General features: G+C 72.5%; 11 protein-coding genes and 1 pseudogene. 8 read left to right on the forward strand and 4 right to left on the reverse strand.

Translation table 11 applies throughout. The annotated features are described in order from the left end of the window. The first annotated feature begins 92 nt into the window (after positions 1–92). From HCC61_RS08950 to HCC61_RS08985, 8 genes and pseudogenes are all read left to right on the forward strand, one after another. Positions 93–917 carry an ABC transporter permease gene (locus HCC61_RS08950; RefSeq protein ID WP_169135200.1) on the forward strand — a complete coding sequence of 275 codons (825 nt, stop codon included), beginning with the start codon at positions 93–95 and terminating at the stop codon, positions 915–917. 122 nt (positions 918–1039) lie between these two features. Then, positions 1040–2140, forward strand: a complete 1101-nt coding sequence (locus HCC61_RS08955; protein WP_169135201.1) for an ABC transporter ATP-binding protein — start codon at positions 1040–1042, stop codon at positions 2138–2140. A gap of 173 nt (positions 2141–2313) precedes the next feature. Beyond that, positions 2314–3399: an ABC transporter ATP-binding protein gene (locus HCC61_RS08960; protein WP_169135202.1), complete on the forward strand. Its 1086-nt coding sequence runs from the start codon at positions 2314–2316 to the stop codon at positions 3397–3399. 112 nt (positions 3400–3511) lie between these two features. Beyond that, positions 3512–5374, forward strand: coding sequence for a gamma-glutamyltransferase (locus HCC61_RS08965; RefSeq protein WP_169134769.1), 1863 nt, complete (start codon positions 3512–3514; stop codon positions 5372–5374). 68 nt (positions 5375–5442) lie between these two features. Continuing rightward, the gene (locus tag HCC61_RS08970; RefSeq protein ID WP_169134770.1) at positions 5443–6261 is read left to right on the forward strand and encodes an inositol monophosphatase family protein; all 819 of its coding nucleotides are present in this window, start codon (positions 5443–5445) and stop codon (positions 6259–6261) included. Between the two features lie 43 nt (positions 6262–6304). Further along, positions 6305–7732: an NAD(P)/FAD-dependent oxidoreductase gene (locus HCC61_RS08975; protein WP_169134771.1), complete on the forward strand. Its 1428-nt coding sequence runs from the start codon at positions 6305–6307 to the stop codon at positions 7730–7732. 180 nt (positions 7733–7912) lie between these two features. Then, positions 7913–9049, forward strand: a complete 1137-nt coding sequence (locus HCC61_RS08980) for a glycerate kinase (protein WP_169134772.1) — start codon at positions 7913–7915, stop codon at positions 9047–9049. Between the two features lie 82 nt (positions 9050–9131). After that, a pseudogene (locus HCC61_RS08985) lies at positions 9132–9374 on the forward strand (LLM class flavin-dependent oxidoreductase); the annotation flags it as partial. Positions 9375–9628: 254 nt separating this feature from the next. On the opposite strand, the gene pssA reads toward HCC61_RS08985, so the two are convergent. The 4 genes from pssA to HCC61_RS09005 form a co-directional block, all read right to left on the reverse strand. Then, positions 9629–10480 carry a CDP-diacylglycerol--serine O-phosphatidyltransferase gene (gene pssA / locus HCC61_RS08990; RefSeq protein ID WP_169134773.1) on the reverse strand — a complete coding sequence of 284 codons (852 nt, stop codon included), beginning with the start codon at positions 10478–10480 and terminating at the stop codon, positions 9629–9631. Continuing rightward, the gene (locus HCC61_RS08995) at positions 10467–11114 is read right to left on the reverse strand and encodes a phosphatidylserine decarboxylase (protein ID WP_169134774.1); all 648 of its coding nucleotides are present in this window, start codon (positions 11112–11114) and stop codon (positions 10467–10469) included. Before HCC61_RS08995 ends, pssA begins: the two co-directional genes overlap by 14 nt. Positions 11115–11282: 168 nt before the next feature. Beyond that, a complete protein-coding gene (locus tag HCC61_RS09000; RefSeq protein ID WP_169134775.1) occupies positions 11283–12494 on the reverse strand; it encodes an acyl-CoA dehydrogenase family protein in 1212 nt (403 codons plus the stop codon). A gap of 1 nt (position 12495) precedes the next feature. Further along, entirely contained in the window at positions 12496–13032 is a 537-nt protein-coding gene (locus tag HCC61_RS09005) for a MaoC family dehydratase (protein ID WP_169134776.1), read from the reverse strand. Positions 13033–13037: the final 5 nt, after the last annotated feature.

Consider the following 13037-nt stretch of genomic DNA (forward strand, 5'->3'; position numbering starts at 1 on the left):
CGGGTACGGGCGGATCGGGCGGCGCCGGACCGGATCCGCGCACGGGCGCGGGTGGCGCACCGCCCGCGGGGCCCGGCCACGGCGCCCGCGCTCTGCTGCGCCAACTGCGCCGCAACAAGCTCGCGTTCACGGGCGCCGCCGTCGCCGCCGTTTTCGTGCTCGTGGCCATCGCCGCGCCGCTCGTCGCTCCGTACGACCCGGCACGCGCCGACTTCGGCTCGGCCCTCGCGCCCCCGGGCCCCGAGCACTGGCTGGGCACCGACGACCTCGGCCGCGACCAGCTCTCCCGGGTGATGCACGGCGCCCGGGCCTCGATGCAGGTGGGGGTGCTCGCCGTCGCGCTGGCGTTCGTCGTGGGCGTGCCGCTCGGGCTGATCGCCGGGTATTACGGCCGCTTCGCGGACTCCCTGGTCTCCCGCCTCACCGACACCCTGCTCGCCTTCCCGTTCCTGGTGCTGGCCGTGGGCCTCGCCGCGGTGCTGGGGCCGTCCCTGCTCAACGCGACCATCGCGATCAGCGTCTGGCTCGTACCGCAGGTCACACGCGTGATGCGGGCCGAGACGCTGCGCCTGAAACACCTGGACTACATAGGGGCGGCGATCGCGGGAGGAGGCGGCGACGCCACCGTGCTGGCCCGGCACATCCTGCCCAACGCGGCCTCGGCACTGCTCGTTCAGGCCACCGTCGGCGTTCCCACGGCCATCATCAGCGAGGCGCTGCTCAGCTTCCTCGGCCTGGGCGTGCAGCCGCCCGACCCCTCGCTCGGGGTGATGCTCTCCAGCGCGCAGCCGTACATCGCGGCGGCGCCGTGGATGGCGGTCTTCCCCGGGCTGGCGATCGTGGCCGCCACGCTCGCGTTCAACCTCTTCGGCGACGGGCTGCGCGACGTACTCGACCCGAGGGGCGTGACACGGTGAGCGAGTCGAGCGGAACGAGCGGCACAGGCGGGGAGAGCGGGACGTCCCCTGCGACCGGCACCGCCACCGGCAAGGGCAGCGGCACCGGCAAGGGCACCGGCGCCGTTTCCGGCGGTGGCCCCGTGCTGCGCGTACGCGACCTGTCGGTCTCCTTCCACGCCGAGGAGGGCGACGTACACGCGGTCGACGGCGTCGGCTTCGACGTCGGCGAGGGCGAAGTGCTCGCCGTGGTGGGCGAGTCGGGGTGCGGCAAGTCGGTCACGTCGCTGGCCGTGATGGGGCTGCTTCCCGGAACCGCCGAGGTCGGCGGCTCCGTCGAGCTGCGCGGGCGCGAACTCGTGGGCGCGGACGAGAAGTCGCTGCGCCGCGTACGCGGCAGCGAACTGTCCATGATCTTCCAGGAGCCGATGACGTCGCTCAATCCGGTGCTGACCGTGGGCCGCCAGATCGGCGAGGTGCTCCGCCGCCACCAGGGCCTGAACCGTCGGCAGGCGAGACGGCGCGCCGTGGAACTGCTGGAGTCGGTCGGCATCCCCGCGCCAGGGCGGCGCGTTGACGAGTATCCGCACCAGCTCTCCGGCGGCATGCGCCAGCGCGTGATGATCGCGATCGCCGTCGCCTGCGATCCGGCCGTGCTGATCGCGGACGAGCCGACCACCGCGCTGGACGTGACGGTGCAGGCGGGCATCCTCGACCTGCTGACGTCGCTGCGCGAGCGGCTGGGCACGGCGATCGTGCTGATCACCCACGACCTCGGTGTCGTCGCGCACGCCGCGGACCGCGTGCTGGTGATGTACGCCGGGCGGGCCGTCGAACACGCCCCGGCGGACGGCCTGTTCGCGGACCCACGGCACCCCTACACCCGCGGCCTGCTGGACGCCGTGCCACGGCCCGGCGAGCGGGCCGCCGCCCCGCCGGGCGAGCGGGCGCCGCTGCGGGAGATCCCCGGCATGGTGCCCGGGCTCTCCCGGCAGCCGGACGAGTGCACGTTCTCGCCGCGCTGCTCGCGCGCCGACGAGCGCTGCACGGCCGAGCGGCCCGTACTGGCGCTGCCGGGCGGCGACTCCTCCGGAAGCGGGGGACCCGGCGGGCGCTACGGAAGCGGGGGACCCGGCGGGCACGCGGACTCCGGTCACACCGTGGCGTGCCTGCACCCGCTCGGCGGCCCGGACGGACCCTCGTCCGCGGACTCCACGGCTTCCACAGGGGAGGCGGCACCGTGACCACCGCAGCGCACGGAACAGATGACGGAACAAACGACGGCGCGGGCGACGGCGCAGGACCGGCCGCCACCGCACCACGGGACGCCCCCGCACCGAACGCCTCCCCACGGGACGCCTCCGCGCCCGGCGCCCCCGCGCCCTCCGTCCCCGGCCAGGAGGCCCCGGCCCTCGAAGTGCGCGGTCTCGTACGCCACTTCGCGGCCCGCCGCGGCGGCACGGTCGTACGGGCCGTCGACGGTGTCTCCCTGACCGTGGGCCGCGGCGAAGTCGTGGGCCTGGTGGGGGAGTCCGGCTCGGGCAAGTCCACCGTCGGGCGGTGCGTCGTACGCCTCGACACCCCCACCGCCGGCACCGTCCGCATCGGCGGCACCGACGTCACCCGCCTCTCGCGGCGCCGGCTGCGTCCGCTGCGCAAGGACTTCAACATCGTCTTCCAGGACCCGTCGGCGTCGCTGGACCCGCGGATGCGCGTCTCCCGCATCGTCGGCGAACCGCTCGCGCTGCACGGCACGGCGAGGGGCACGGCGCTGCGCGACCGCGTCGAGGAGCTGCTCGCCCAGGTCGGGCTGCCGCCCGGGACGGCCGAGCGCCGCCCGCACGAGCTGTCCGGCGGCCAGCGGCAACGTGTCGCCGTGGCGCGTGCGCTCGCCGTCGACCCGATGCTGCTCGTCGCCGACGAACCCACCTCCGCGCTGGACGTCTCCGTACAGGCGTCCGTGCTCAACCTGCTTGCCCGCCTCCAGCGCGACCGCGGCTTCGGCTGCCTCTTCATCACCCACGACCTGGCCGCGGTGGAGTTCCTCGCCGACCGGATCGCCGTGATGTACCTCGGCGAGATCGTCGAAGTCGCCCCGGCCGCCGAGCTGTTCGCCGCGCCCAAGCACCCGTACACACAGGCGCTGCTCTCCGCGGTGCCCGTGCCCGATCCGCCCGTACAGCGTGCGCGGGAGCGGATCGTGCTCCAGGGAGACCTGGCAGGCCCCGTCTTCCCCAAGGCCGTGGGCGCGTCGCAGACTGTGGACCACTGCCGCTTCCACACGCGCTGTCCCCTCGCATACGAGCGCTGCCGTACGGAGGCGCCCGAGCACCGCATGCTGCCGGGGCCAGGTCCGGAACCGGTTCCGGAGCCGGAGCCGGGGCCGGACCCGGGCCCGGGCCCGGGCGGCACGGGCCGCGGCCGCATGGTGGCCTGCCACCTCGTCGCGGACGACGGCACCGCGCCGGACGCGGCGGCACCGGCCGTCGCCCCCCGCCCCTGATCCCGCCTGCCCGCCGCCCCCTGACCCCGGCACCGCCCCGTACCCCGACCCCGACACGTGTCCCTGAAGCCCGTCCCTCACCCCAGCACCCGAACCAGGAGCCGCATCGCCCGTGTTCACGACCCGCCCCACCCTGCAAGGCACCTTCGGCATGGCCTCCTCCACGCACTGGCTCGCCTCCCAGACGGCGATGGCCGTGCTGGAGGACGGCGGCAACGCCTACGACGCCGCCGTCGCCGCGGGCTTCGTGCTGCACGTCGTCGAGCCGCACCTCAACGGGCCCGCCGGCGAGGTGCCCGCGCTCATCGCCCCCGCCGGCGGCCCCGTCAAGGTGCTCTGCGGCCAGGGCGTCGCACCGCGCGGCGCGAGCATCGAGCACTACACGTCTCTCGGCCTCCGGCTCGTGCCCGGCACGGGACCGCTGGCCGCCGCCGTACCGGGCGCGTTCGACGCGTGGATGACGCTGCTGCGCGACCACGGCACCCAGTCCCTGGAGCGCGTGCTCGGATATGCCATCGGCTACGCCGAGCGCGGCCACCCGGCCGTGGAACGGGTCGGGGAGACGGTGGAGACCGTGCGGGAGCTCTTCGAGAAGGAGTGGACGACCTCGGCCGCCCTCTACCTCCCCGGCGGGCGCTCGCCCGCACCCGGTGCGCTGCTGAAGAACCCACCGCTCGCCGCGACATGGAAGCGGCTGCTGTCCGAGGCCGCGGCGGCCGGACCGGGCCGCGAGCAGCAGATCGAGGCGGCACGGCGGACATGGCGCGAGGGCTTCATAGCCGACGCTCTGCTCGCCGCGTCGGCCCGCCCCACCATGGACACCTCGGGCGAGCGCCACACCGGCGCGCTCACGGGCGACGACCTCGCCGGCTGGGAGGCCACCTACGAGGACCCCGTCACCCACGACTGGAACGGCTGGACGGTGTGCAAGGCCGGTCCCTGGTCGCAGGGCCCCGCGCTGCTCCAGCAGCTCGCGCTCCTCCCGGACGGAGTGACGGCGGCCGATGTGCACTTCGAGGGCGGGGCCGCGGACGCCGCCTCCGCAGACGGCGAGTTCGTGCACCGGCTGATCGAGGGCACCAAGCTCGCGATGGCCGACCGGGAGGCGTGGTACGGCGATACCGAGGGTGCCTCGGCCGTGCCCGTCGAAGCGCTGCTGTCCGCGGCGTACAACGACGAGCGGCGCGCGCTCATCGGCGAGCAGGCCTCCCGCGAACTGCGGCCCGGCAGCCCGCAGGGCCGTGAACCCCGCGTCTCGGAGCACGCCACCGCGGTCGCCAACGGCGGGACCGGCAGCTTCGATCCGCTCTCGCTCTCCGCGGGGGCCGGCGCGGGCGCGGGCGAGCCCACCGTCGCGCGCGACGGCGCCACCAGCGGGGACACCTGCCACATCGACGTCGTCGACCGCTGGGGCAACATGATCAGCGCCACCCCCAGCGGCGGCTGGCTCCACTCCAACCCCGTGGTGCCCGAGCTCGGCTTCCCCCTCGGCACCCGGCTCCAGATGACATGGCTGGAGCACGGGCTGCCCAACTCCCTGACGCCGGGCCGCCGTCCGCGCACCACCCTCACGCCGTCGCTGGCGCTGCGGGGCGGGCAGCCGGTGCTCGCGTTCGGCACGCCGGGCGGCGACCAGCAGGACCAGTGGCAGCTGCACTTCTTCATCGCCGCCGCGCTGCGTCCGCAGGTGAGGGGAGGGCTCGACCTCCAGGGCGCCGTCGACGCCCCGAACTGGCACACCGACAGCTTCCCCGGCTCCTTCTATCCGCGCGCCATGCGTCCCGGCAGCGTGACCATGGAGTCGCGTACGCCGCGGTCCGTGACCGACGGGCTGCGGCGCCGCGGCCACGACGTCGAGTCGGGCCCGGCCTGGTCGGAGGGGCGCCTGTGCGCCGTCGCACGCGATCCGGAGACGGGGGTGCTCAGCGCCGCCGCCAACCCGCGCGGCATGCAGGGCTACGCGGTGGGCCGGTGACGAGCCCTCCGCCTCCGGTGCCGAACCTGCGGGGTACGTCCCCCGCCGCCCCGTGCTTTCATGGGCGCATGATCGACGATGAGCTGGTCGCAGCGGTCGAAGGAGTCGTGCGCAGGGCCGTCGCGGAGGAGGTGACGCCGCGCTGGCGCCAGCTCGCCGACGACGAGGTGGTGCAGAAGAGCGGCCCGCACGACCTCGTCACCGTCGCCGACCAGCGCGCGGAGGAGATGCTGACCCGGGAGCTGGCCGCGCTGCTGCCCGGCTCCGTCGTCGTCGGCGAGGAGGCGGTGCACGCCAAGCCCGCCACGTACGAGGCGCTGCACGGCGACGCCCCGGTGTGGATCGTCGACCCGATCGACGGCACCCGGCAGTTCGTCCGCGGCCACGAGGGCTTCAGCACGCTGGTGGCGCTCGCCCGCTACGGCGAGATCCTCGCCTCGTGGACGTACGCACCCGTGCCCGGCGAGATGGCCGTCGCACGGCACCGCGGCGGCGCGCTGCTCAACGGCGAGGCCCTGTGCGCCGGATCGCCCGAGAAGGGCAAGGTGCTCGAAGTGGCCACCTCCCACCCGGACTTCACCACCGACGAGCAGAAGCGGTCGCTGCTCGGGCTGCGCACGGAAGGAGTGGCGCCGCGGCCCTGCGGGTCGGCCGGGCTGGAGTATCTGGCCGTGGCGCGGGGCCTGGTGGACGCCGTCGCCTTCAGCTGGGAGGCGGCGTGGGACCACGCCGCGGGGCTGCTGCTGGTCGCGGAGGCGGGCGGTGAGAGCCGCACCGTCGCGGACGCGCCGTTCCGGCTCGCGGGCGGCAACGCGCTGCCGTTCACCGCGGCGCGGGACGCGGGTACGGCCCGGCGTATGGTGGGGCTTCTGCGCGCCGGACGTTGACCGGTTTCTGCGTGCGACCTCACAGGCGAGGGGAGAGCCGACAGTGCCATCGATCCGTGACGCGGTCGTCGTCGGAGCAGGGCCCAACGGGCTGACCGCGGCGGTCGAACTGGCCCGCCGCGGCTACTCTGTCGAGCTGTTCGAGGCGAAGGAGACCGTCGGGGGCGGCGCGCGCACCGAGGAGTTGACGCTCCCGGGCTTCCGGCACGACCCGTGCTCCGCGGTGCACCCCACGGCCGCGATCTCTCCCGCCTTCAACAGGATGCCGCTTGAGGACTACGGACTTCGGTGGCTGCACCCCGAACTGTGCATGGCCAACCCCTTCCCCGACGGCACGGCAGCCGTGCTGGCCCGATCCGTCAGCGAGACCGCGATCTCGCTGGGCGCGCGCGACGCCGCCACGTACCGGCGCATGGTCGAGCCGTTCGTCGACAGGTTCGAGGCTCTCGCCGAGGACTACCTCGGCATGGGCTCCTGGTTCAACGGCAGCTTTCCCCAACTCCCGTTGCTGCTCGCCCGCTTCGGCCTGACGGCGTTGCAGCCCCTCAGCCTCCTCAACGTCCGCTTCCGCGACGAGAAGGCCCGCGCGCTGATGGCGGGCATGGGCGGCCACGTCATCGCGCCGCTGTCCACGCCCGCGATGAGCGGCGCCGCCCTGACGTTCGCGCTCGCCGCCCACGTCGCGGGCTGGCCGGTCGCGCGCGGCGGCTCGCAGTCGATCTCCGACGCCCTGGCCGCGTATCTACGCGCGAAGGGCGGGCAGATCCACACCGGCACCGAGGTCAAGCGTCTCGACGAACTGCCCCCGGCGCGCGCCTATGTCTTCGACACCTCGCCCCGCGCGCTCGCCCGTATCGCGGGACTCGGCAACGCCTACGACGCGTTCCGCTACGGGCCCGGCGTGTTCAAGATCGACTACGCGCTGGACGGGCCGGTGCCCTGGACGTCTCAGGAGGCACGCCGCGCCGGCACCGTCCACGTGGGCCCCACCGCGGGCGCGATCAACACCGCCCTGAAGGACGCCGTGAACGGACGCGCACCCGAGCGCCCCTTCCTCATCACCGCCCAGCCGAGCCTCGTCGACGACAGCCGCGCACCGGAGGGCAAGCACGTCTTCTGGGCCTACGGACATGTCCCGAACGGCTGGGAGGGCGACGCCACCGACGCCGTCGAGGCCCAACTGGAGCGCTTCGCACCGGGGTTCCGCGACCGCGTGCTGGCCCGCGCGACCGCCGGCCCGCCCCAACTCGCCGCCCGCAACGCCAATTACGTCGGCGGCGACTTCTGCGCGGGCGCCGCCGACGGACTCCAGCTGATGATCCGTCCGAAACTCACGCGCGTGCCGTACGCCACCGCGCACCCCGCCGTCTTCCTCTGCTCCTCCTCGGCACCGCCCGGCCCCGGGGTGCACGGAATGTCCGGACATCATGCGGCTCGTGCGGTCTGGCGATGGCTGCGGCAGGACCGCTGAAGGCCCGTCCGAGGCCGTCGGCGGGCCTCTCGTGCGCACTCGCGTCCGCATACGAGTACGGATCCGTGTCCGTACGGGCCCTGACGTTGCGTTGCCCATGGTGGCCGGGGGCTCGGGACGGATAAGGTCGCATCGGCGCGACTGCCTGTTCGAACGCAAAACAGACCCAGGGGCAGAACCATGACGACGACGGCGCGCGTACTGATCGCCGCGGACAAGTTCAAGGGATCACTGACGGCCGTCGAGGTCGCGGAACGGATCACTACAGGGATCAGGCGTGCGCGACCCGACGCGGTCCTGGAATCCCTGCCGGTCGCCGACGGCGGCGACGGCACGGTGGCCGCGGCGGTCGCCGCCGGCTTCGAGCGTCACGAGACCGAGGTCACCGGCCCGCTCGGCGCCCCCGTCACCGCGGCCTTCGCACTCCGCGACGGCACGGCGGTGGTCGAGATGGCCGAGGCCTCCGGGCTGGGGCTGATGCCGCCCGGCGTCGTCGCCCCGCTCACCGCGACGACGCGCGGCACCGGCGAGCTGCTGCTCGCCGCCGTCGAGGCCGGCGCCCGCACCGTCGTCCTCGGCGTCGGCGGTTCCGCGACGACCGACGGCGGCGCGGGCATGCTCGAAGCGCTCGGCGCCCGCTTCCTCGACGAGGACGGCGACCCGGTGCCGCACGGCGGCGGCCCGCTGGTGGAGATGGTCTCCGCGGACCTCTCCGGTCTCGACGAGCGGCTGGCCGACGTCGAGGTGATCCTCGCCAGCGACGTCGACAACCCCCTCACCGGGCCGAAGGGCGCCGCGTACGTCTACGGTCCGCAGAAGGGCGCGGGCGAGCAGGACGTGAAGGTACTCGACGCCGCGCTCACCCACTTCGTGCATGTCATGGGCGAATCCATCGGCTCGCGCGCCGCGGAGACGGCCGAGGCGCCCGGCGCGGGAGCGGCCGGCGGCATCGGATACGGCGCGCTCATCGGCCTGAACGCCGCCTTCCGCCCCGGCATCGACGTACTGCTGGAGGTGCTGGGCTTCGCCGACGCCCTGTCCCGCGCCGACCTGGTCATCACCGGCGAGGGCTCGCTCGACGAGCAGACCCTGCACGGCAAGGCACCGGCGGGTGTCGCCGCGGTGGCACGCGAGGCGGGCAAGCCCGTGATCGCGGTGTGCGGGCGGCTGGCCCTGGACAACAAGGCCCTCAAGGGCGCCGGCATCGAACGCGCCTATGCGCTCTCGGACTTGGAGAAGGACCAGGACCGCTGCATGCTCCAGGCCGGGTCACTGCTGGAGGACCTCGCGGAACGCATTGCTGCGGACCGGCTCTGAGCATCGCGCACGGCACGGCGGCCCCTGTCGTCCGCACCGGCGGAAGGGGCCGGAGAGCACCCCGGGCCCGGGAGGGCGGCAGATGAAGTTCGGCGTGCAGGCCTTCGTCACGGACCAGGGGATCGCACCGCACACACTCGCGCGTGCTCTGGAGGAGCGCGGCTTCGAGGCGCTGCTGCTCACCGAGCACTCGCACATCCCCGTGCGGCGCGAGACCCCCTGGCCCGGCGGCGGCGAACTGCCCGGCGAGTACTGCCGCACGCTAGACCCGTTCGTCGCCCTGGCCGCCGCGTCCACCGCGACCAGCACCCTGACGCTCGGTAGCTCGCGGGCTTCGCGGAAGCGGGCGTCGAGCGCGTGGCGTTCGCCCTGCCCACGGTTCCCGAGGCGGAGACCCTGCGCCGTCTCGACGAGCTGGCCGCCTTCGTCGCCCGCCACGCCTGACGGGACGCGGAACCGCAGACCCACGACGCAGACCCACGACGCAGACCCACGACGCAGACCCACGACGCAGACCCATGACAGAGCGCTGGGCCCCGGGGATGCCCCGGGGCCCAGCGCTCAAGTGGGTCCGCCTGTTCAGCCCTGCGCGGCGGTCCTCGCCTCGCGGCGGTTGTCGCGGAAGGTGTGCACGCGGCGGAAGGTCGCGAACAGCGGGATCACGGCGCCCAGTACGACCTGGAGCGCGCAGCCGGTCTGGAGCAGCAGCTCACCGCCGGGTGCGTCGAACGCCCATGCCGCCAGCAGTCCCATGCTCGCGACGATCCAGCCGAGCATCGCCACCGCCAGCCGGCCCGTCGGCTTCGGGTACTCGACGCGGCTCACCATCAGCCACGCCACACCCATGATCGCCAGCAGCGTCGGTACGAACGGCAGCTCCAGCAGCACGATCGACACGACCGTCAGCGCCCCGAACGGGCCGGGCATGCCCTGGAACATGCCGTCCCGCATCGGCACGCACGAGAACCTCGCAAGCCGCAGCACCACCGCCAGCAGCACCACGACGGCTGCCACCACCGACACCTGCTGGTTCGCGTCGTTGGCGACCATGCCCCACGTGGCCACGAAGAATGCCGGGGCGAGGCCGAAGCTGATCAGGTCGGAGAGGTTGTCCAGCTCCGCGCCCATCGCCGAGCTGCGCAGCTTCCGCGCCACGAGCCCGTCGAAGAGGTCGAAGACGGACGCCAGCAGCATCAGCATCACGGCGGTCGCGGCGCTGTGCCGCGCCATGCCGCCGTCCTCGCTGCCCGTCAGATGCGGGATGAGGACACCGGTGGTGGTGAAGTACACCGCCATGAAGCCGCACGTGGCGTTGCCGAGCGTCAGCGTGTCCGCTATCGACAGCCGCGTGGAGAGCGGCATCTCGTCGTCGTCCGCCTCGGCTTCGGCGACCCAGGCGGCCGCCTGCGTATCGGGATCAATCACGGTCAAGGCGAGTCACCCCCGCGGTCGTGGCCTGCCCGACCTCGACGCCGGCCTCGACGCCCTCGGGGAGGTAGATGTCGACGCGGGAGCCGAAGCGGATCAGCCCCACGCGGTCGCCCTGTTCGACCTTGCAGCCCTGCGGCACGTACGGAACGATCCGCCGGGCCACCGCGCCGGCGATCTGGATCATCTCCACGTCGCCGATCTCGGTGTCGAAGTGCCAGACGACGCGCTCGTTGTACTCGCTCTCCTTGTTGAACGCCGGCACGTAGCCACCCGGGATGTGTTCCACGGAGGCGACGGTGCCCGCGAGCGGGGCGCGGTTGACGTGCACGTTGAGCGGGCTCATGAAGATCGCGACGCGGGTGCGTCCGTCGTGCCACGGCATGATGCTCTGCACCACTCCGTCGGCCGGAGCGATGACGCGTCCCTGCGCGATCTCGCGCTCCGGGTCGCGGAAGAACCAGAGCATGCCGGCCGCGAGCGCGGTCGCCGGTACGGCGACGGCCGCCGCTCTCTTCGAGCGGCGGGCGCGGAGGAGTCCGACGGCCGCCGTGGCGACGGTCGGCAGAAGCCACGGCGACGCTCCGCGCGCGATGCGGACTCGTCCGCGGGGTGCAGAGGATGGGCTGTGGGGCATGTATGACCTTCGTAGCGGAGGGAGCCGCGGCTGCTACTGGGGGACGGCGGCTTTCCGGGATGTTATCGGTTACGGATGGCAACTGGCCAAGCCAGTGCGGCAGTCCGTGCCCTGATCCCGGATCGGGATGTCGTCCTGACCGGCAGGAGAACATCCCGAAAAGGGACATCAACCCTGGAAGCGGTACTCCTCCAACAGGCGGCGGCCTACGATCATTTTCTGGATCTCGGCGGTTCCTTCACCGATCAAGAGCATCGGCGCCTCGCGGTAGAGGCGCTCGATCTCGTACTCCTTCGAGAAACCGTACCCGCCGTGGATGCGAAACGCGTCCTCCACGACCTCCTTGCAGTACTCGGAGGCGAGGTATTTGGCCATTCCCGCCTCCAGGTCGTTCCGCTGACCGGCGTCTTTCTTTCGGGCCGCGCCGACCATCAATGCGTGAGCGGCCTCGACCTTCGTCCCCATTTCCGCCAGCCTGAACTGAATCGCCTGGTGCTGTGCGATCGGCTTTCCGAAAGTGTGCCGTTGCTGTGCGTAATCGATGCCCAGCTCGAAGGCACGCTGCGCGACTCCGCAGCCACGCGCCGCCACATTGACGCGGCCGACCTCCACGCCGTCCATCATCTGGTAGAAGCCGCGGCCGGTCTCGCCGCCGAGCACCCGGTCCGCGGGAACGCGCAGGTCCTGCATGATGAGCTCGGTCGTGTCGACGCCCTTGTAGCCCATCTTGTCGATCTTGCCGGGGATGGTCAGCCCGGGACGCACCTCGCCGAAGCCGGGCTCCTTCTCCACGAGGAAGGTCGTCATCGACTTGTGCGGCGCGGTGCCTTCGGGGTGGCCCTCGTCCGTGCGGCACAGGACCGCCACCAGCGTCGACGAGCCGCCGTTGGTCAGCCACATCTTCTGGCCGTTGAGCACGAAGTCACCGTCGGCGCCCTCGCGTTCACCCTTGGAGGAGATGGCCGAAACATCCGAGCCCAGACCCGGCTCCGACATGGAGAAGGCGCCGCGCACCTCGCCCGTCGCCATCCTCGGCAGGAAATGGTCCTTCTGCTCCTGGGTGCCGTGCTGCTTGAGCATGTACGCCACGATGAAGTGGGTGTTGATGATGCCGGAGACGCTCATCCAGCCCCGCGCGATCTCCTCGACGCACAGCGCGTACGTGAGAAGGGACTCACCGAGCCCGCCGTACTCCTCGGGGATCATCAGGCCGAACAGCCCGAGTTCCTTGAGGCCTTCGACTATCTCCGTCGGGTACTCGTCGCGGTGCTCCAGCTCCGTGGCGACCGGGAGGATCTCCTTGTCGACGAAGCTGCGGACGGTGGAGAGGATCTCCTGCTGGATCTCCGTGAGACCTTCGGTCTGAGCGAGCCTTCCCATCTCACTTGCCTCCCTTGCCCGCGTCCTTGCCCGGGGCCTCGCGCAGTTCGGGGCGGCCCGGCTGCTCTCCTCCGCGCTCCTTGACGTACGTCTCCGTGGGCACCATCACCTTGCGGCGGAAGACGCACACGAGCGTGCCGTCCTGGTTGTAGCCCTTGGTCTCGACGTGCACGACGCCGCGGTCGCTCTTCGACCTGGACGGGGTCTTGTCGAGGACGGTGGTCTCGCCGTAGATCGTGTCGCCGTGGAAGGTCGGCGCCACGTGCTTGAGCGACTCGACCTCCAGGTTGGCGATGGCCTTCCCGGAGACGTCCGGCACCGACATGCCCAGCAGCAGCGAGTAGACGTAGTTGCCGACGACGACGTTCTTGCCGAAGTCGGTGGTCTGCTCCGCGTAGTTGCTGTCCATGTGGAGCGGGTGGTGGTTCATGGTGAGCAGACAGAACAGGTGGTCGTCGTACTCGGTGACCGTCTTGCCGGGCCAGTGCCTGTAGACGTCCCCGACGGTGAACTCTTCGTAGGTGCGGCCGAATTGCATGGCGG

The sequence above is a fragment of the Streptomyces sp. HNM0575 genome, from assembly GCF_012726265.1.
Classification (GTDB): domain Bacteria; phylum Actinomycetota; class Actinomycetes; order Streptomycetales; family Streptomycetaceae; genus Streptomyces.

What these genes read in the sequence shown, in the direction of transcription:
- HCC61_RS09005 (WP_169134776.1), bottom strand. Translation starts at nt 13,032, where the DNA reads ATGCAATTCGGCCGCACCTACGAAGAGTTCACCGTCGGGGACGTCTAC.
- HCC61_RS08995 (WP_169134774.1), bottom strand. Translation starts at nt 11,114, where the DNA reads ATGCCCCACAGCCCATCCTCTGCACCCCGCGGACGAGTCCGCATCGCG.
- HCC61_RS09000 (WP_169134775.1), bottom strand. Translation starts at nt 12,494, where the DNA reads ATGGGAAGGCTCGCTCAGACCGAAGGTCTCACGGAGATCCAGCAGGAG.
- HCC61_RS08980 (WP_169134772.1), top strand. Translation starts at nt 7,913, where the DNA reads ATGACGACGACGGCGCGCGTACTGATCGCCGCGGACAAGTTCAAGGGA.
- HCC61_RS08970 (WP_169134770.1), top strand. Translation starts at nt 5,443, where the DNA reads ATGATCGACGATGAGCTGGTCGCAGCGGTCGAAGGAGTCGTGCGCAGG.